The sequence below is a fragment of the Clostridium sp. DJ247 genome, assembly GCF_014231265.1.
Genome location: NZ_JABAIW010000011.1, coordinates 18,701 through 38,220, shown reverse-complemented (window position 1 = coordinate 38,220; position 19,520 = coordinate 18,701). Strand labels below are relative to the sequence as shown.

17 protein-coding genes and 2 riboswitches are annotated in these 19,520 nt (G+C 29.8%); of the genes, 1 reads left to right on the top strand and 16 read right to left on the bottom strand.

The window, feature by feature from the left end:
* Positions 1 to 9 precede the first annotated feature (9 nt).
* The 13 genes from guaB to groES all read right to left on the bottom strand — a co-directional run bounded on the left by guaB (position 10) and on the right by groES (position 14,820).
* Entirely contained in the window at positions 10 to 1,464 is a 1,455-nt protein-coding gene (gene guaB / locus HGI79_RS06430) for an IMP dehydrogenase (protein ID WP_185649843.1), read from the bottom strand.
* A gap of 111 nt (positions 1,465 to 1,575) precedes the next feature.
* Positions 1,576 to 1,673, bottom strand: a riboswitch (purine riboswitch).
* Between the two features lie 189 nt (positions 1,674 to 1,862).
* Entirely contained in the window at positions 1,863 to 3,302 is a 1,440-nt protein-coding gene (locus HGI79_RS06425) for an O-antigen ligase (protein ID WP_185649842.1), read from the bottom strand.
* Positions 3,303 to 3,368: 66 nt separating this feature from the next.
* On the bottom strand, positions 3,369 to 4,418 hold the full coding sequence (locus tag HGI79_RS06420; protein WP_185649841.1) for a hypothetical protein: 1,050 nt from the start codon (positions 4,416 to 4,418) through the stop codon (positions 3,369 to 3,371).
* On the bottom strand, positions 4,405 to 5,880 hold the full coding sequence (locus HGI79_RS06415; RefSeq protein WP_185649840.1) for a hypothetical protein: 1,476 nt from the start codon (positions 5,878 to 5,880) through the stop codon (positions 4,405 to 4,407). Before HGI79_RS06415 ends, HGI79_RS06420 begins: the two co-directional genes overlap by 14 nt.
* Positions 5,881 to 5,938: 58 nt before the next feature.
* Positions 5,939 to 6,850 (bottom strand): hypothetical protein, encoded by a 912-nt coding sequence (locus tag HGI79_RS06410; protein WP_185649839.1) that lies wholly within the window; start codon positions 6,848 to 6,850, stop codon positions 5,939 to 5,941.
* Positions 6,851 to 6,860: 10 nt separating this feature from the next.
* On the bottom strand, positions 6,861 to 7,322 hold the full coding sequence (locus HGI79_RS06405) for a type II secretion system protein J (protein ID WP_185649838.1): 462 nt from the start codon (positions 7,320 to 7,322) through the stop codon (positions 6,861 to 6,863).
* A 9-nt stretch (positions 7,323 to 7,331) separates the two neighbouring features.
* Positions 7,332 to 7,769, bottom strand: coding sequence for a type II secretion system protein (locus HGI79_RS06400; protein WP_185649837.1), 438 nt, complete (start codon positions 7,767 to 7,769; stop codon positions 7,332 to 7,334).
* Between the two features lie 10 nt (positions 7,770 to 7,779).
* Positions 7,780 to 8,973, bottom strand: a complete 1,194-nt coding sequence (locus HGI79_RS06395) for a type II secretion system F family protein (protein WP_185649836.1) — start codon at positions 8,971 to 8,973, stop codon at positions 7,780 to 7,782.
* 36 nt (positions 8,974 to 9,009) lie between these two features.
* Positions 9,010 to 10,686, bottom strand: coding sequence for a GspE/PulE family protein (locus HGI79_RS06390; RefSeq protein WP_185649835.1), 1,677 nt, complete (start codon positions 10,684 to 10,686; stop codon positions 9,010 to 9,012).
* Between the two features lie 175 nt (positions 10,687 to 10,861).
* The gene (locus HGI79_RS23165; RefSeq protein WP_185649834.1) at positions 10,862 to 11,386 is read right to left on the bottom strand and encodes a prepilin-type N-terminal cleavage/methylation domain-containing protein; all 525 of its coding nucleotides are present in this window, start codon (positions 11,384 to 11,386) and stop codon (positions 10,862 to 10,864) included.
* 386 nt (positions 11,387 to 11,772) lie between these two features.
* Complete coding sequence (locus tag HGI79_RS06380) at positions 11,773 to 12,522, bottom strand: A24 family peptidase (RefSeq protein ID WP_185649833.1); 750 nt, start codon at positions 12,520 to 12,522, stop codon at positions 11,773 to 11,775.
* Between the two features lie 56 nt (positions 12,523 to 12,578).
* A riboswitch (cyclic di-GMP riboswitch) is annotated at positions 12,579 to 12,662 on the bottom strand.
* Positions 12,663 to 12,853: 191 nt separating this feature from the next.
* Complete coding sequence (gene groL, locus HGI79_RS06375) at positions 12,854 to 14,482, bottom strand: chaperonin GroEL (protein ID WP_185649832.1); 1,629 nt, start codon at positions 14,480 to 14,482, stop codon at positions 12,854 to 12,856.
* A 53-nt stretch (positions 14,483 to 14,535) separates the two neighbouring features.
* Entirely contained in the window at positions 14,536 to 14,820 is a 285-nt protein-coding gene (groES, locus tag HGI79_RS06370) for a co-chaperone GroES (RefSeq protein WP_185649831.1), read from the bottom strand.
* Between the two features lie 359 nt (positions 14,821 to 15,179).
* Between groES and HGI79_RS06365 the strand changes: the two genes are divergently transcribed.
* The gene (locus HGI79_RS06365; RefSeq protein WP_313885184.1) at positions 15,180 to 15,848 is read left to right on the top strand and encodes a TIGR01906 family membrane protein; all 669 of its coding nucleotides are present in this window, start codon (positions 15,180 to 15,182) and stop codon (positions 15,846 to 15,848) included.
* Between the two features lies 1 nt (position 15,849).
* Here HGI79_RS06365 and HGI79_RS06360 read toward each other — a convergent pair whose 3' ends face one another.
* The 3 genes from HGI79_RS06360 to HGI79_RS06350 all read right to left on the bottom strand — a co-directional run bounded on the left by HGI79_RS06360 (position 15,850) and on the right by HGI79_RS06350 (position 19,512).
* The gene (locus HGI79_RS06360; RefSeq protein ID WP_395939516.1) at positions 15,850 to 16,581 is read right to left on the bottom strand and encodes a TVP38/TMEM64 family protein; all 732 of its coding nucleotides are present in this window, start codon (positions 16,579 to 16,581) and stop codon (positions 15,850 to 15,852) included.
* A 272-nt stretch (positions 16,582 to 16,853) separates the two neighbouring features.
* Positions 16,854 to 18,344: a 4Fe-4S dicluster domain-containing protein gene (locus tag HGI79_RS06355; protein WP_185649829.1), complete on the bottom strand. Its 1,491-nt coding sequence runs from the start codon at positions 18,342 to 18,344 to the stop codon at positions 16,854 to 16,856.
* Between the two features lie 256 nt (positions 18,345 to 18,600).
* Positions 18,601 to 19,512 (bottom strand): DNA-3-methyladenine glycosylase, encoded by a 912-nt coding sequence (locus HGI79_RS06350; RefSeq protein ID WP_185649828.1) that lies wholly within the window; start codon positions 19,510 to 19,512, stop codon positions 18,601 to 18,603.
* Between the last annotated feature and the right edge of the window lie 8 nt (positions 19,513 to 19,520).

Sequence of the window (19,520 nt, the reverse complement as noted above, 5' to 3'; positions counted from 1 at the left end):
AAAAATATATTACTGGTTAACGCTATAATTTGGTGCTTCTTTTGTTATTGATATATCATGTGGGTGACTTTCTCTAAGTCCTGAAGCAGTCTGAACTACAAATGTAGCATTTTCATATAAATCAGTCAAGCTTTTTGCCCCTAGATATCCCATACCTGATTTTAATCCGCCCATAAGTTGGTATAGTGTATCTGCTACATAGCCTTTGTACGGTAATCTTCCTTCTACACCTTCTGGAACTAGCTTCTTGCTGTCTTCTTGGAAATATCTGTCCTTACTTCCACAAGCCATAGCTGCCAATGATCCCATTCCTCTGTATACCTTGTAGCTTCTTCCTTGATATATTTCTGTTTCTCCTGGTGATTCTTCACAACCAGCAAACATAGAACCCATCATAGTAACCTTAGCACCTGCTGCTAAAGCCTTTACTACATCTCCTGAATATTTTATACCTCCATCAGCAATAATTGGAACTCCGTACTTTTCCGCTTCCTCAACACAATCCATTACTGCTGTAAGCTGAGGTACTCCAACACCAGCTACAACTCTTGTTGTACATATAGAACCTGGTCCAATACCAACTTTTACACAGTCAGCACCTGCAAGTATTAAATCTCTAGTAGCTTCAGCTGTAGCAACATTTCCTGCAATAATTTGTAAATCTGGATAGCTTTCTTTAATAGTTTTCACTGCATCTATAACGCCCTTTGAATGACCGTGAGCTGTATCTAATGTTATGACATCTACTCCCACTTCTACTAAAGCAGCTACACGTTGAAGCATATCCTTTGTAACACCAACAGCTGCTCCACATAAAAGTCTACCTTGGCTGTCTTTTGCACTATTTGGGAATGTCTTTACTTTTTCAATATCCTTAATTGTTATAAGTCCTATTAGATTATATTCGTCATCTACTAAAGGAAGTTTTTCTATCTTGTGATTTTTAAGCAATTCCTTAGCTTGCTCTAAAGTTGTTCCCTCTGGTGCTGTTATTAAATTCTCAGTAGTCATTACTTCTGAAACTTTTCTATCATAGTTAGTTTCAAAAACTATATCTCTATTTGTTATAATTCCAACTAATTTTCTATCTACAGTTATAGGTACACCTGATATTCTGTATCTACTCATAACCTCTAAAGCATCATTTATAGTGTTGTCTGGAGAAAGATAGAATGGATTAGTTATTACTCCGTTTTCTTGTCTCTTTACTCTATCTACTTCTGTAGCTTGTTGTTCTATAGTCATGTTTTTGTGTATTATTCCTATTCCGCCTTCTCTTGCCATAGCTATGGCCATCTTTGATTCAGTTACTGTATCCATTCCTGCACTCATGAAAGGAATATTTAATTTTATTGATTTTGTTAGATTTGTAGCTAGAGATACTTCTTTAGGTAAAACTTCTGATTTATTAGGAACTAAAAGTACATCATCGAAAGTATAAGCTTGTTTTAATATTTTTGCCACTGAGACCACTCCTTTTTTATATGTTAATTATCGTAATTCATTTATAGGTAATGTAAATTATGAACAAAAAAACCGTACTAAACTCACCATGATGTGAAATTAGTACGACAGACGTAAACTAACTTCACCCATAGTCGGAAATTTGCGGCTTCCGGTAGAGACTCCCTGCCATATTCAGGGGATATATGAGCTTGATTAATTGTTATATTTTATAGATAACATGTGATATGTTTCAATCTAACATTTAAACTATTTACATCATTTTATTCAATTTTTCGCACTTTGTCAATTGTTCTATTTCAAAGTTCTAGTATTTTTGATTTTTTGCATAGGTTTATATTAAATAATTTTAATCTTATATTAAATAATTTTAATGCAGTGTTATCTGAATACACATACTATAGTTTTTCGCTTTCTCGTGATAAATTATACGCTATACCAAGAATTATCCAGTATATAGGAGCTACAGATACTACACTTATATTAAAAAAAGCTTGTAATAAGTATCCAGATATGCTGCATAAAATAGGTATCATATATAGATTACCTCTAGATATACTCTTATATGCTCTTATAATAATGAATGTTACAAAAGTAACATAAAGCATTAAAGAGGGTATTCCTGTAGTAATAGCCATGTTTAGATACTCGTTGTGAGCTTTGTCAAAAACTACGTTATCTCCAAATCTTGTCTTAACGTCATTTTTATATTTTCCCATAAATACAAGATCAAAGGTATCAGGTCCACTTCCCGTTAAAGGTCTACTCCATAATATTTTTAGTGTTCTATCCCATATAAATACTCTTCCTGAACCACCATGTTCAAATCCATCTGAAGTTGAAATTAGCATTTTTACATCACTGTTTATAGAGCTATATCGTTCATATAGCTTGTTTCCATTTTGAAAGTTAAAAACTAAAAATATAATAGCGAAGGTTGTATAAACATAAATTAAGTTTTTCTTTGAAAGTTTATATTTAAATATAAAGAATACTAGAACAAAAGTATAGAACATGAAAGCCAACCATGCACTTCTCGTATAAATACATAACATACATAGAAACAATATAGAAGATGATATAAGATACATATAGTTTTTACTTTTTATAAAGGCAAATATACTTATTGGCAGGAACAAGGTTAAATAGCTCCCTAAGAAATTTCTGTGTCCAATAGTAGAGTATGCTTCAAATCTCCAACCGTTTGGTACTAACTTATTTAGAGGATCAAATCCATAGTACTGACATATTCCATAGAAGGCTACAATGCAAGAAGAAGCTATTGCAGTGTTGAAGAGTATTTTATTAAACTTATAAGCTTTTGAAGTAATATAATAAAGTACCACATAGACAACAATAGCTATGAGCCCTTCGTACCTATTAAACTTGCCAAATATAGAGTTATGGATATTTATTGAGAACACCGTTGATATAACAACTGTGGTTAGATAACATATCAGTATGTAATCTATTTTTTCAAGCTTTAATTTGTAATTCATTAGAAAAAATATAGACATAATTATAACTATTATAGTAGTGTAGTTTATTTTTGCATTCTGACATAAGTCCATGCCTATATTCATTACTATTAGCGGCATAAAAGATGCCAGCACAGCAATACTATAGTTTACTAACTTCTCTTTACTTATGTTTTTCTTCCACAAGTAAAATATTAAGTAGAGTATGCAGCCTATAAATATCCAATTTATTTTAGAGTAGGTAAAAAGCTTAAATCTAAAATATGTCATATATAAAGGTATTATAAATAACAGTATAATTACTACTTCATTAAAAACTTTATCCTTATCACATACTATACTTTTATTAAGTTTTATCATATAATCCCATCCTATTCTTAAGTATCACACTATATAAAAACATGTTATATTGTATATACATACCCACTATTTAAACATATCAGAAATACTATTGAAGCCTTCCTTTTGGCTATCATAGAATTCATAGTTATCAGGTACCTTAATCTGATTGTTTCCATCACCTTGTATATATTGATAAAAAATAATTTCTGCTGAAAGCTGATTTGTTGGAATCTGATCACTAGTTTGTTTTGATGGAACTGAACCAATATTACTGTTATTAGAATTAGGAATGGAACTAATACTATTATTTTTTCCGATGTCTTGTTGTGTTGCCTCATTTACTAAATCATCAGCATAAAGCTTCTTATCAATAAAATTTATACTCATATAGTTTTTATCTGAAGCATTTCTTAATACTGTAACTCTATGGTTATCTATATAAAAATTTTTTTTAGTGTATGAACTACTAAGTTTATTTGTTGAGGGCTGACTTTGTGCTTTAGTATCACTTTGTATATCTACTCCATTACTAGTCTCTTTTGAAGTATTATTATTCTCTGATGAAGAAATAGTAATGTTCTTAACATTAAGTTTTCTCTTAGTGATGACTCCGAGATTTTTGATAAAATTTTCTACATTCTCCTTATCTCCTAATACTTTCAAGTTAACAGTGAGAGTATAGAATTTTCCACTAGGTTGTTTACTCTTGTTGTCCGTTGAATTTGTATTATTAGTATTAGTATTGTTGTTAGCACTACTGTTTGTATTAGGACTTTTATTAGGATCAGTATTGTTATCAAGCAGTTGAAAGGTAAGATTTTGTCCTACTATTCCAAATAACTTGCATCCCGTATAAAAATCATATATAAGTTGAGGAGTATTAATTTCCGTAGGAACCACATTGTCAAAATCAGCAGTTTCTTTTTTTAATTTTTCTAAGTCTTTTTTCTTCTTATCAATAGATTGTTTTTTTAGTTTAATATCATTAAGTTTTTGTTTTTGAGCTAAATACTTATTTTTTTGTGTTTTTATATTATCTAACTGACTAGTTATAAAATAGGTATAAATAACATAATTGATACCTATAAATATTATTACTATTAAAATCATCAAATCTTTTTTATTTTTTTCCACTTGTATCCACACCTTTATATGAGTTCGCTATCTTTAGATTAAGATTAATTTCCTTTACATCATCATTAAGGTTTATTTGGGGAAGTTCAACAGGTTCAAATATATTCATTTTGTTTATAGCTATAATAAGCTTAGCAGCATCTATTGTACTATTATTTATATAAAAGGTAGCATTTACATTACTCTTATCAAGAGTAATACTTTTTATTAATATGTCTTTAGGTAGTCCTTTTTTTATAGTATCAAGTAATCCAATATAATTAAACTCATCATCTTCAATTTTTTGCATATTTTTAATTTTAGTCTCATACTCTTTTTGTTCCTGCTCCAATTTATTTATATCTTTTTCTACACTACTAAGAACGGCTATTTGTGCATCTATGTCTGAAGTATTATATTTTGATAGATTTATCTTTGTATATATAAATACCCCAGCTACTAACATTACTGTTAATAGAGAAAGTATTCCTATTTCCATAGTAATTAACTTGTTACTAGAAGTTTCCTTCTTATCTTTTCTATAAATTTTGTCTATAAAATTTATTTTTTTATCATATATATTTTTTACAGGAATAACATAACCAAGTATATCTGCATACTCATTAATATCTACAGGACTATCCTTAGTCATTTTTGTGGTTTTAGCAGTTAATCCAACTATAGTTTCTATATCAGTTTGACTGGTAATAACCTTATGTAGGCTTTCACTATTATAAAATTCACCTAATATATATATTCTATCAACTCTATTTCCAAAATGTCTTGTAGAATAGAAATTTAAAAAGTAATCAATATTTTCTGTTATATCACTAAATTCTTCCTCATCTCTTTCATAACTCTCACCTGAAATATTAGAATATATAAATATACTTCTCTTATCTAATATGGTTAGCGTACTTTTTCCACTATTAGCATCTATTATTGCTATACTACTATGATTTTCACCTAAAAATATATTTGACATATAACTTGGATATATCCCTACGGACTTTGGCGTTAATCCACAATATTTTATAAATTCTAGTACCTCTTTTAACTTTATTCTAGGTACAACTACTAACATAATGGACATCTTGCCCTTTTTTTCTTGCTTATCTATAGACATGATCTCGTAATCATAGCAATATTCATTCATGCTAACAGCAAAGTATTCTTCTATATTATTCTCTATAAAGTTTTTTAACTCTTTTTTATTCATTACTGGAGTATCTATAATTCTTGTTATAATGTTATCCCAATTCAATATTATCCCTATATTATTGTTTCTAATTTTGAATTTTTCTCTAATATCCTTGACCTTGTTTAAATTATATTCATCAGCATAAGGCTGTCCTCCAGAAACAAAATCGTTACGTTCATTTATTCTTACTACTTTTTTTATTTTTATTTTATTTATTCCTTTTGATACAACTGCCACATCTGCATAATTTTCTTTAAAACTAAATATGATTTTGGAAGACATCTCGTTACCTCCAGTAGGATTGCTTTAACTTTAAGTTTTCTACAAAATGAGTTTTTTATTATTTTGATATATCCGGACTACCAACAATAACAATTGTACCGTTAGAGTTATTTACGTATTTTGAAATATTATCTTTTATTTCTGGCCAATCATGTACATTGCTAAAATTAAATATACCTGTCTTGTCTCCATTAAGATTCATTGAGTAATCATATATTTTATTGAAGTCATCAGTGAAATGCTCCCAATTTATATTTATATTTTTATTGTTATCTATATTAAATAAATCAGGTATATCAGAAGCTATTACTTCTTGCCAACGGTTATGTAATTGGATTACACAATCAATTATTTCTTCATTATTGCTTCCATCTTTATCATTAGTAATAATATAGTTAATCAGTTGATACATTAACGAATAAATATTTTCACTTGTGTTTCCACCACCACTACCTCCTCCACTATTATTAATTATGGTTACTGATATTTTTATTGTTGCTGTTATTTTGTGAACAATTGGATCTTTTAGATTAGCTTTCCCAGTAGAATGCACTGTATAAGTAAAATATATTTTATTATTAGCATCTACTTCAGTATCATCTGGTAAGGGATTATAACTATCAATATCCGAAGAATACCATGTGTCTTTATCTTTATCTAAGGATTTTTCTGTGACCATAATAATATTATTATTTGGCTGAATATAGGTATACATCTTATGAATTAAGTCACTAGTTTGTATACTTGAATTTTGAGGATATAAACCTATTACTCTATTCATTTCCTTAACTAAGTTATTTGCTACATCATTTACTCCAGCTTCCGCACAATAATAAGCTTGCATATCTCTATTAATATATTTTAAACTCTTAAAGCTTGAAACCTGTGATTCTAGAATAACAGCACCTAACATCAATACTGCTGTCATAATAATTACTACTGTTAAAAGAGCAGCACCTTTTTTCTTCATAAAAACCACCTTAATTAGAAATAGTTACAGCGGATCTTAAAACAATGTTATCATCCTTATAGTTCCCGTGAACATTAATAAAAACAATATACTGACCACTACCGTCATTATAAGCATACAATTTCACTAATATATTATACATATCACTAACTTGTACCACGTCTTCTCCATTAAAACTGAAAGTATCTATATGGTTAGAATTAGTTTTCACTAGTATAGTGCTATTCGTACTATTCGTACTATTTATGCTATCAGAACTAATAATATTAATATTGCTAGGACTTACTTTAGTTCTTATTTCGTTAACCATTCTATTCATTACTTTAGAGGCATTATATTCTAAATCTATAGACTTATTCATAGAAAGTGAAGTTCTTATTTCAACATAATAAGTTTTGTAAACAAAACCTATAAATATTGAGAATATAGCTAGTGCAATCATAACTTCTATAAGTGTAAAACCCTTTTTCATCTCTCCACCCTAATTCTTAAAAATGTGACTCTCAAGCTTTTCTCCATTTGAATCATCATCAATTACATCTTTCTTTACTAAAATTACTATATCTAAAAGATAGTTATCTATATCTGTTGCTTGCACTTTAACATGATACTTTTCAGTATCATTCTGTCCTATGTTTCCTATAGTATTAGGATCTATATCAGCACTATAAATATATTTAATTCCCTTATCATCAATTTCTACATCATATTCTATGTTATTACTACCTTGAAGGGTATCATAGTTAATTTTCCACCGTTCCATCTCCATTTGAGCAATATAAAGCTCTTTCAGTTTCATTCTTCTTTGACTCATGACTTTTGCTGAACTATGATTTATATTCATTACAAACACAATAAGTATTGAAAATATTGCTAAGGCTATCATGACTTCTATATAAGTAAATCCTCTACTTTTCATAATGCCACTCCTATTTTATTCCTTGAGTCATCTGCATTATAGGTAATGCTACCCCAATTATTGCTACTCCTACTACTAATCCTATAACTAGAGTAAGTACAGGCTCTATTAAAGACATAAGCCTTCCAATTCCACTCTCTACTTTTTCATCATATATATCTGCTAATTTAAACATAATCTCATTAAGTTGTCCTGTTTCTTCTCCTACTCTTATCATCTGTATTACAATAGGCTCAAATATTTCTTCATTTCCAAAAGAATCTGCCAGCTTTGTACCACTTATAATTTCACTTTTAGCTTTTTCTATTTTTTGAGATATAAATTCGTTTCCTACAACAAGTTTCACATTCTCCATTATCGTCATAATAGGAACCGCTGATTTTAAAAATATTCCCATACTTCTGGTAAATCTAGATGTTATAATATATCGCTTAACAGATCCCAAAACAGGAGCCTTAAGTGTTAACTCGTCAAAAACATATGCAACCTTAGGAATAGTTTGAATATATTTTATAAATACTATTGCAATGATTATTGTTGCAATTATTAATATATAGTGATTATTAAAAAAGTTCATAGCTCCTAGTACAAATATTGTCACAGGAGGCAGCTTCATATCTACAAATAAACCCTTTATTTCAGGAAATATAAAAAAATTAAAAAATAACATCATACCAATGGCTACTACTAATATAAGCATAGGATATATAGACGCACTGGTTATTTTATTCTTTATATTCGCCTCTCTCTTATAAAAATTCTCCATGTTATATAGTATGGTATCAACATTTCCACTGATTTCACCTGTCATAACCATATCCACTAACAGAATAGGAAACCTTCCACAGTTTCTCATAGCTGTTGCTAAGTTGTTCCCTTTTTTAACACCTTCAGCTATTTGAGATAATGTTTTTTTCATATCCTTGTCCTTAACTTGTTGTTCCATTATTTCAAGTCCAGTTAACAGATTTATACCTGAACTTAGAATCATAGCAGTTTGTCCACAGAAGTTTGCTAAAGCTTCATCACTTAGTTTCTTATTTAAAAAACTAAACTGAGATAAACTAAATTTTTCTTTAATATATATAATCTTTAAACCCTTACTTTTTAATAATTCTACAGCTGTATCAATATCTTCTTCTTCCATTTCCTCTTTTATTATATTAAACTCGTCATCCCATGCCTTATATATAAACTTCTTCATAAGCATCATTCCTTTTAACACTTAGTTCATTTAACACTAAATAATGTCCCCGTAAGTTGCTCTTAGCATCTCTTCAACGGTAGTTATTCCATTTAAGACCTTATGGATGCAAGACTGTCTTAAAGTGCTCATGCCTTTTTCAACAGCTAGTTTTTCTAGTTCACTTTCTGTACAATTTCTATCTATTAAATTTTTGATATCCCTATCTATTTCAAGAATTTCGAATATACCTATTCTCCCCTTATATCCAGTTTCGTTACATAAACTGCATCCTTTACCTCTTCTTAATTTAACAGGTGTATCTAAGCCCAGTAATCTAGTTTCTCTTTCATCACTTATATATTCCTCACCACAATTTGGACATATTTTCCTAACTAATCTTTGTGCTACTACTCCTGCTAAGGTTGAGGATATAAGAAAAGGCTTTATTCCCATATCTATCAATCTGGTAATAGTTCCTACAGAACTGTTAGTATGAATGGTTGACAGCACCATATGACCTGTAAGGGCTGATCTTACAGATATTTCAGCAGTTTCGTTATCTCTTATCTCTCCTACAAGAATTATATCTGGGTCTTGTCTAAGTATACTCCTTAATCCACTAGCAAAATCAAATTCAATTTTTGTGTTAACTTGCATTTGATTTACACCCTTTAAGTTATATTCTACTGGATCTTCTATGGTTATAATATTTTTAGATACGTCATTTAGTATGTTAAGTATTGAATATAATGTAGAAGTTTTACCACTTCCAGTAGGACCTGATACTAGTATTATACCATAAGGATTTGAAATCATCTTTGTGAGTTTTACTAGTTCACTATTCTCCAAACCAATCTTTCCAAGATCCATAGAAAAGTTACTCTTATCTAATAACCTCATTACAATTTTTTCACCTAAGATTGTTGGAACTGTAGAAACTCTTATATCTATTACTTTTTGTTTTGACCTAAAGTTAATTCTACCATCCTGCGGCACTCTATTTTCCGCTATATTTAAATTAGCCATTATCTTTATTCTACTTATTACAGGAGAAAGCATATCTATTTCCGTTCTCATAATTTCTCGTAGAACTCCGTCTACTCTAAACCTGACTCTCATTTCTTTTTCATCTGGTTCTATATGAATATCTGAAGCACTATACATCATGGCATTTTCAATTATAGTATTTAAAAATTTTATAATAGGTGCTGCCGCTTCATCTACTATTTCCTCTTCTCTTTCAACCCTCCTGCTAGAAAAACTCTTAGTATAACTTTGTGCTGCTTCCTGAGCTCTACTTTTTCCATAGTATTTTTCAATATTATCTAACAAACTATTTCTTAGTGCAATAGCAGTCTTAACATTATACCCTGTAGCTATCTTTATATCTTCTATAGCAAAATAATTCAACGGATCACTCATAGCCACAAGTAAAAAACCATTCATAATATCTATAGGAATAGCTTCATGTTTCTTCGCAATACTTACCGGGAGAATATCTATAACATCTTGTCTTACATTTATAGCATCTAAGTTAACTAGCGGTATACCTAGCTGCTGCTTTATAGCATTAACTATCTGTTCATTAGTAGTAAAACCCTTACTTACAAGTACCTCACCAAGCTTTTCACCTGTTTCCTTCTGTAAGATAAGGGCTTTCTGTAGAACATCTTCAGTTATAACTTCTGCATCTATTAAGATTTCTCCTAGACGTTTTTTTACTTTTGGCATAGATTTACCCCTTTCATATTCTTATTCATACCTTTCTAAATACATTTTCTTGTCTCTACGAGAAAATATCTTGTTATTGGGATGCTTATCTATTTCACTTAAATATCTTAACTTAGTTTAATGCTATCAAATAGAAATTAGAGAGAACATAGTTTCCCACATTCTCTCTGAATTACTACTTAATTCTGTATATTTGAGTTACTGTTCCTACGTTATCTACGCCGTATAAAGCATATCCATCATTGTAAACTACTACTACTACCTGCCCAACTTTTGTACTATCACTGCCACCATCTGTTGTTATATTAGTGTCAGTTCCCATACTATTGCCATCTTTATCAACTATATAAACAGCTGCGTTTCCCTTTTTAATAGGATTTATAACTTTTTCATCTGCTGTTGCTGAACTAGTTGGACTTAAAGTATAACCAACACCTGATACTGCAGTATGACTTAAATTAAGTGCGTTATCTAATGCATCTCTTACCTTATCAGTATCCAAATATGAATTTGACCCGGTTGAATCCGCTGTTTTAGTTTCCAAGTATGCCTTTACTGTATTTACATTTGTTATAACTCCTGTGTTTTTTGAAGTATTTTTAAAAATTGTAGACTTAGGTATTAAAACTACAGCTAATATTGCAATAATAGCTAATACAATCATAAGTTCAATTAACGTAAAACCTTTTTTCTTTTTCATAAAATCTCATCCTTTCCTTAATTAAAATTAAAAACTAAACAACAAATTTTTTCTATAAATTTCAAGTTAACAAGTGTTAAACTAATTTAACCATATATGTTTTACACTATCTCCTCCTTCTACCCACACTCTGAGGTTCTAGCTAGAAATTTAAATTATACGTAGGAATATGTTGACAAAACTGAAAGTACATTTAAAAACTTTTTTATCAGTCTTAGTGAAGTGTTTTAGAAAATCTTAGAACTTTATATATGTTTGAGCGCAGCGAGTTTATATAAGGTTCTTAGATTTTCTTAAACACAAACTTTAGACTGATTAAAAGTTTTTAACGTACTGAAGTTTGGCAACATATTCCGGAGTATAATTTAAATTTCCATCTAGCCCCCCTACAAATACCAATTCAAAATACTTTGTCCAAAAAACACCACACCAACAGCAGCAATAACAATAGATGGACCAAAAGGTATGTAATCTTTTCTTGACTTCTTTCCTAATAAAATAAGTATCACTCCTATAACTGATCCAATAATAAAGGATAAAAACAACATAACTGCTGTAAGCTTAAGCCCTAGAAACAATCCACAAACAAGACAGATTTCTACATCTCCCCAGCCCATACCGCCTTTTGTTATTAAAGCAATCAGTGATAGAATCCCTCCACCTAGCACGCCACCATAAATATAACTTTTTATAGGTAGTCCCATATAAAAATATATTGCTAAAAATATTACTGCAGCAACTGCACCTGTTACCGTAGTATTAAAGTAAACATCTGTAGTATCAAAATCTATCATTCCGATAACAATAAGTATGCTTATAAATACTATATATTTTATAAGACTTATTGTTATTCCATATTTAATGTAAAGCATTAAATATATCAATCCTGTTATAAATTCTATAATAGGATATCTTATTGATACTTTTTCTCCACAGTATCTACATTTTCCTTTTAAAAATATGTAACTTACAATAGGAAATAGGTCATACCATTTAATTTCGTTATTACAGCTTGTACAATGTGACGATGGATAGGCAATAGATTGCTCCCTTGGTATTCTATATATACAGACATTTAGGAAGCTTCCTATTATAGTTCCAAGAATAAAAATAGTAACACCATAATAAATATACATGCATACTCTCCATTTTCAGTGTAAAGCAAAACCCTATACCCTTAAGAAATTACTTATGAGTATAGGGTCGGTTGCATCACTAACTCTATACACACCAGATGCCCAAATACAGTGTGTATCTCATTGTTTCCCTTATCACCTTGTATATTATTGGTTTAATTTTACCATTTAATTTAATTAAATTCAACAAGTTTTCGTTTGCAATTTACCTATTTTATATTTCGTTATATCATCATAGAAACTAAAGTGCATTTATTATTATTTAACAATAAAAAAGTACTACGCATATGCATAGTACTTTTTATTATATCCTTATTTCCTAATCCTACGATTAGTACATTCCCATTCCATCCATTCCTGGTGCACCTGGCATTGGAGGATCATTCTTGCTAGGAATATCAGCAACAACTGATTCTGTTGTTAGTAATGTTGATGCAACTGATGCAGCATTTTGTAGAGCTGATCTTGTAACCTTAGTTGGGTCAACTATACCAGCTTTAACCATATCTACATATTTATCGTTTAGTGCATCATATCCAACACCAACTTCGCTGTTTTTAACTTTTTCGATTATTACAGAACCTTCAACTCCAGCATTAAATGCTATTTGTCTTACTGGCTCTTCTAATGATTTTTTGATTATATCTATACCAACTTTTACGTCTAATACATCAGAAGTTAACTTGCTAACCTCTGTAATTGCATTAACATAAGCTGTTCCACCACCTGGAACTATACCTTCTTCAACAGCTGCTTTTGTAGCTGCTAAAGCATCTTCTATTCTTAATTTCTTTTCTTTTAATTCAGTTTCAGTTGCAGCTCCAACTTTAATTACAGCTACTCCACCTGCTAATTTTGCAAGTCTTTCTTGGAATTTTTCTCTATCGAAATCTGAAGTAGTTCCTTCGATTTGTCTCTTAATTTGAGCTATTCTGTCTTGGATAGCGTTCTTGTCGCCTTTTCCATTTACTATAGTAGTATTTTCCTTACCTACTTTTACTGATTCAGCTCTTCCAAGCATGTCGATTGTAACTTCTTTTAGTTCTCTTCCTAAATCTTCTGAAATTACTTCTCCGCCAGTAAGTATTGCTATATCTGTTAACATATCTTTTCTTCTGTCACCAAAACCTGGAGCTTTTACTCCTACACAAGTAAATGTTCCTCTTAATTTGTTAACAACAAGAGTAGCTAATGCTTCTCCTTCTATATCTTCAGATACTATTAATAACTTTTTACCTTGTTGAACTATTTGTTCAAGTACTGGTAATATATCTTGTATGTTTGATATTTTCTTATCTGTAATTAAGATATATGGTTCATCTAATACAGCTTCCATTTTTTCAGTATCAGTTATCATATAAGGACTTACATATCCTCTATCGAACTGCATACCTTCAACAACATTTAATTCAGTTCCCATAGATTTTGATTCTTCTACAGTAATAACACCTTCGTTGCCTACTTTTTCCATAGCATCAGCTATAAGCTTTCCTATTTCTTCATCAGCAGCTGATATTGCAGCAACTCTAGCTATATCTTCTTTTCCTTCGATTTGTCTTGAAATCTTCTTGATTTCATCAACAGCTTTATCTACAGCTATCTTTATACCTTGTCTTATAAGTATTGGATTAGCTCCACCAGTAACATTTTTTAATCCTTCTCTGATTATAGCTTGAGCAAGTAATGTAGCTGTAGTTGTTCCATCTCCTGCTACATCATTTGTCTTTGTAGCAACTTCTTTAACAAGTTGAGCTCCCATGTTCTCAATTGGATCTTCCAATTCAACATCTCTCGCTATAGTAACACCATCATTAGTTATAAGTGGTGAACCAAATTTTTTATCAAGTACAACGTTTCTTCCTTTTGGTCCAAGTGTAACTTTAACAGTATTAGCTAATTGATCTACACCTGATTGAAGTGCTCTTCTTGCTTCTTCGCCAAATAAAATCTTTTTTGCCATTAAAAAACCCTCCCTACTTAATTATGTTCTATTATTTTTAGTAAAGTTTCACTTTATTCTATTACTGCTAATATGTCATCTTGTTTTAAGATAGTGTATTCATTTCCATCTATCTTAACTTCTGTTCCAGAATATTTGGAGAATAATACTCTATCTCCAACTTTAACTTCAATTTTAACTTCTTTTCCATTAACTATTCCGCCTGGTCCCACAGCAATTACTTCAGCTTCCTGTGGTTTTTCTTTAGCGGCTCCTGGTAAAACTATACCGCTTTTTGTAGTCTCCTCTGCTTCAACTCTTTTAATGACAACTCTGTCTCCAAGTGGTCTAATACTCATTTAAACCCCTCCTTAATATTATTTAATTTATTTAAATATATTTTAAACTTTTATTGTTAGCACTCACTAATCTCGAGTGCTAATACAATTATTATAATAATTAAACATATCCGTATTTTCAAATTCCAATTTCACACTATATATACTAATTAAACCGAATTAGCTGAATATAAGTTAATTATGTACTTTTTTCTCCTTATTTCTGTTAATTTCATAAAAATAACTTTAAAACGTTTTTTAACACAAGTGCACACATATTCATATTATTTTCAATTTTTATGGTTATAATACAGACTATTCTAAAGAAATTTATTTTTTCATCGATAACTACATAGGAATCCTAAGTGGAAACACTATGAATGAAGGGAGTGATAAAAATAAATAAAAAAATGAAAATACTTTTTAATGCTGTATTTGCTATTTCTATGTTTCTTTTTATTGTTATTTTTTCTGTTAAGATTACTTTAAATTTTAAAGCACTTTATTACTTTGACTTAAATTACTTGAATATAAAAAAATATACCTTTTTAAATGATGAGCAAATAAAATCCACATATAGCTATATAATAGACTATGTAACCAACTATAAAACATCTGAATTTCATATACCACTTTTACCCTCATCAAAGGAAGGTATTACTCACTTTATAGATGTAAAAAATTTAGTACACAAACTGGATTTTTTGTTATTTATATGTACAATGCTAGTTATATGTAGCATATATTTTTATAAAAAATATAAAGATTTATCTTTTTTAAATTGGTGTTCAAATATACTTTTGTGTACATGTAGTGTGATTATTTTAGCTTTTTCTTTAAGTTTCGACAAAAGCTTTACAGCCTTTCACAAGCTATTTTTTAATAATAATTACTGGCTTCTTGATCCTAACAAAGATCCTGTTATTAATATTCTCCCTGAGGAATATTTTTTCCATTGCGCTATTCTCATATTGATTATTATATTCTTATGGATAGTAGCCATAAAATTAATTTATTTTAAACATAAAAAAATGATAGGTAGGAAATAAACTACTTATCATTTTCAGTTTGCACATCTCTAACTATTACCTTTATTATTTTTTCTCCCTTAAATACTCCTAGAATAAATAAAATAGTCATACTAATAGCTATGATTATTAATATACTAGTGTTATTTGAATCAATTTTAGCACCAAAATATGCAGATATAAAAATCCCAGGCAATCTTCCTAATGTAGAATAAACAAAAAAGTTTCTAAAGCTTATACTAGACACTCCACAAATATATGATAGAACATCCTTAGGTATACCTGGAATTAAATATAAGAGAAACACTATATAATTTATACTTCCCATATTCAATATTCTTTGAAAGAACTTCATATCTCGTTTTGATATTATTTTACTTATTAAAGGCTTCCCATAATAATTAGAAATACCGTAACCTGCTATACTGCCCATGGTAATTCCAATAATCGATAACAAACTTCCTACTAAAGTTCCATATATATATCCCCCAGCTATTTGCACTATTTCTCCTGGAATAAAAAAGGCAATCACCTGTATAACTTGTAGCATAATAAAGGCTAGTATGCTATATCTTCCATAAGATAATATAACTTTTTTCAGCCTATCAAGATCTCTTAATATATAAAAATACTTACTATATTCATAGGCACAATACACTAAGAATATAAATATTATTCCTAAAACTATATATGATTTATACTTTAATAGTTTATTATAAACTTTAAAAAAATATTCTCTACTCATATGTAACACCTTTGTTTCTTAATAATATATATTGCACTCATTATATATTATTAGCATAATTTATCAAAGTATTATAATATTATCTAAAATAAAATTTACAAAGAATTTTTATTTTTAAATAATTTCATAATAGTTTCAAATAAAAATTACCCCACTAAGTAGATCTTATAACAGTTTTCTTAACTGTATCTACTTACTGGGGTAACCTTCAAAGAATTCTAAATTGACTAAAAAAATCTATAGAGTTAAATTTTTATTACGTAAACCTATAATATGAATTTTTATCTTTCTAAGTTAACACCTTCAAATTTGCCTAAATTATCATTTGAGAGCACAGATTTTTTAGAGGATTGTCCGCTAAATTTAACAAGTTGAGGTTTTGATTTTAGCATAGATACCATGGTACCAGCTCCTCCAATACATCCACCTTCACACATCATACCTTCAATAAAGTTTCCTTGAAGTCTTCCAGCTTTAGCCATAGTCATAGCTTTTTTAATTTCATCCACACCACTAGCTTTTACAGGCTTAAATTCAACTTCTGATATACCTTTTTCTTTAACATAGTTTTCTATAGCTGCTGTAACCCCTCCGCCTTGAGCAAAGCCTCTTCCAAATACTGATCCATCTTCCACTTGTATATCTTCACAATCTTGTGGCTCTATATCATAAGCACCCATTAAAGCTGCTATTTCTTCAAAAGTCATAACATAATTTACTGCATCTTTTACAGATTCTCTGCTAACTTCATTCTTTTTAGCAGTACATGGTCCAACGAATACCACAACAGCATCTTTATCTATATTCTTTATCATTCTTCCTGTAGCAATCATTGGAGAAACTGTTCCTGATATTTTTTCTGCTTGATCTGGATATTTCTTTTGAATATAGCTAAAGAAGCCTGGACAACAAGAATTAGTCATATATTTGTGTCCACTTTCCATTCTTTCAACAAATTCATTGCCTTCATGAACTGTAACAGCATCCGCTCCACAGGCAGCTTCAATCATGTCTTCAAAGCCCATCTTTTTAAAGGCATCTTTAATTTGTCCAACTGTAACCTTAGGTCCAAATTGTCCGGTTATAGCTGGTGCTACTACTGCATATACCTTTTTATTGTCCCTTAAAGCCGCTACAACATTAGTAATATAGCTTCTATCTGATATAGCTCCGAAAGGACATGCAGACATACATCCACCACAATTTATACATTGTTCTTTCTCTATCACTGCTATATTATTTTCAGGATTTATTTCTAATGCTCCTGTTGGGCAGGCTCTCTTACAAGGTCTCATTACTTCTGCTACCGCACTATATGGACATGCCTTCTTACACATACCACACTCTTTACAAAGTTCTTGATTTATATAAGCTCTACCTGCAACTCTAACTATAGCTCCTACAGGACATACTTCCATACATTTATGCTGAATGCATCCTCTACAAGCTTCAGTTACAGTATATCTATCTATAGGACATTTATCACAGGCTGGAGATAGCACATATAATATTTGTTCGTCATCTGTATTAGTAATTAATTCCGACTGTACTCCTTTGTTAGGCATAAATCCTGAAGCTAAAACTGCTCTTTCATATATTATAGCTCTCTCCTTATATACACAGCATCTATATTCAGATTTATCTCCTGGTACTATGTTAAAAGGAATTTTCTCTAACTCTTCTTTATTAATCTTTCCATCCTTAGCTAAACCTGTTACTTCCTTTAATACAAGATATTTAAGTTTTTTTAACTGAGTTTCAAAATTTATCATTTTATTTCTCCCTCTCCCTAATTTAAACTGTATAACAATACATAAAAAATGTTAAAATTATGTAAATAAATTCGAAGTGTACTATTAGTTAAATCATTAACAATATCTCTTTATCTATTATAACAGATAACTGAATTAAATGTAACAGTTTTTGATATCAAAAAAATTGACAATCCTCTAAATTTCTACAGCACACTAATTATATATAAAAAATGCTTTAAATTAGAAAATATTTTCAAAGGAGAAATATGCTTTTTTAGTCTACATTTATGTTGTTTTCTCTAGCATAATAAAATAAATATTGTTGTGCAAACCCAGATAGATCTCCAAATTTATCTATACCAAAGTCTCTAATTTTTTTCAATGATACATCTGGTGCTACATAGAAATGGATCATTGCCCTTTTCACCCATACATCCACAGGAAATGCTGAGTATTTTTGCATAGAAAAAAGCATTATACAATCAGCAACCTTAGGACCTATACCTGAGAACTTTTGTAATTCTTTATGACAGATTTGATCTTCTTGTGACTTTATCCAATTGATATCGTATTTTTCATCATACTCTCCATTAGATGCAGTGCTATTCAAGTATATTTTACTTACTGTATCTTTTATATATTTTGCTCTAAAACCTGTACCACAGCCTTCTAGCTCTTCTTCAGTTGCTTGACTAAGTATATCTGCATTTGGAAAGGAGTAATATTTCTGTCCTTTATACTCTAATTCTTTTCCCCACTTTGTACATATCTTACCAATAGCTCTCTTTATCATTGGTATTCTATTATTTGCTGATATTATAAATGAAACAATAAGCTCAAAAGGATCTTGCTTTAACAATCTAATTCCATAACCAAATTCTACTGATTTATTAAGCAAAGGATCTTTACTTAATATGTTTTTTATTTCTGAATAATCCCTATGTAAATCAAAATAATCTATCCATATGTTCTTAAAGTCCTCTTCTGTTGTATTATACAATATAACATCATTATATCTTTTCTCTACCTCTATTACCCTTCCAAAGGCAACTCCAATATAATTGCCATTTTCTTGTCTGTTCCATCTAAAGCATTGTCCACAATCAAATATATGAGTTAATTCAAAATTCCTAATATTTTTTATTACAACTCCATTTTCAAAGCTTTCTACCTTATCAAAATCCATTTTATATC

Excerpts from the sequence above, each read along its gene's own strand:
- HGI79_RS06425 (WP_185649842.1), bottom strand. The coding sequence starts at position 3,302 with ATGATAAAACTTAATAAAAGTATAGTATGTGATAAGGATAAAGTTTTT.
- HGI79_RS06415 (WP_185649840.1), bottom strand. The coding sequence starts at position 5,880 with ATGTCTTCCAAAATCATATTTAGTTTTAAAGAAAATTATGCAGATGTG.
- HGI79_RS06410 (WP_185649839.1), bottom strand. The coding sequence starts at position 6,850 with ATGAAGAAAAAAGGTGCTGCTCTTTTAACAGTAGTAATTATTATGACA.
- HGI79_RS06405 (WP_185649838.1), bottom strand. The coding sequence starts at position 7,322 with ATGAAAAAGGGTTTTACACTTATAGAAGTTATGATTGCACTAGCTATA.
- HGI79_RS06400 (WP_185649837.1), bottom strand. The coding sequence starts at position 7,769 with ATGAAAAGTAGAGGATTTACTTATATAGAAGTCATGATAGCCTTAGCA.
- HGI79_RS06395 (WP_185649836.1), bottom strand. The coding sequence starts at position 8,973 with ATGAAGAAGTTTATATATAAGGCATGGGATGACGAGTTTAATATAATA.
- HGI79_RS06390 (WP_185649835.1), bottom strand. The coding sequence starts at position 10,686 with ATGCCAAAAGTAAAAAAACGTCTAGGAGAAATCTTAATAGATGCAGAA.
- HGI79_RS23165 (WP_185649834.1), bottom strand. The coding sequence starts at position 11,386 with ATGAAAAAGAAAAAAGGTTTTACGTTAATTGAACTTATGATTGTATTA.
- HGI79_RS06380 (WP_185649833.1), bottom strand. The coding sequence starts at position 12,522 with ATGTATATTTATTATGGTGTTACTATTTTTATTCTTGGAACTATAATA.
- groL (WP_185649832.1), bottom strand. The coding sequence starts at position 14,482 with ATGGCAAAAAAGATTTTATTTGGCGAAGAAGCAAGAAGAGCACTTCAA.
- groES (WP_185649831.1), bottom strand. The coding sequence starts at position 14,820 with ATGAGTATTAGACCACTTGGAGACAGAGTTGTCATTAAAAGAGTTGAA.
- HGI79_RS06365 (WP_313885184.1), top strand. The coding sequence starts at position 15,180 with ATGAAGGGAGTGATAAAAATAAATAAAAAAATGAAAATACTTTTTAAT.
- HGI79_RS06355 (WP_185649829.1), bottom strand. The coding sequence starts at position 18,344 with ATGATAAATTTTGAAACTCAGTTAAAAAAACTTAAATATCTTGTATTA.
- HGI79_RS06350 (WP_185649828.1), bottom strand. The coding sequence starts at position 19,512 with ATGGATTTTGATAAGGTAGAAAGCTTTGAAAATGGAGTTGTAATAAAA.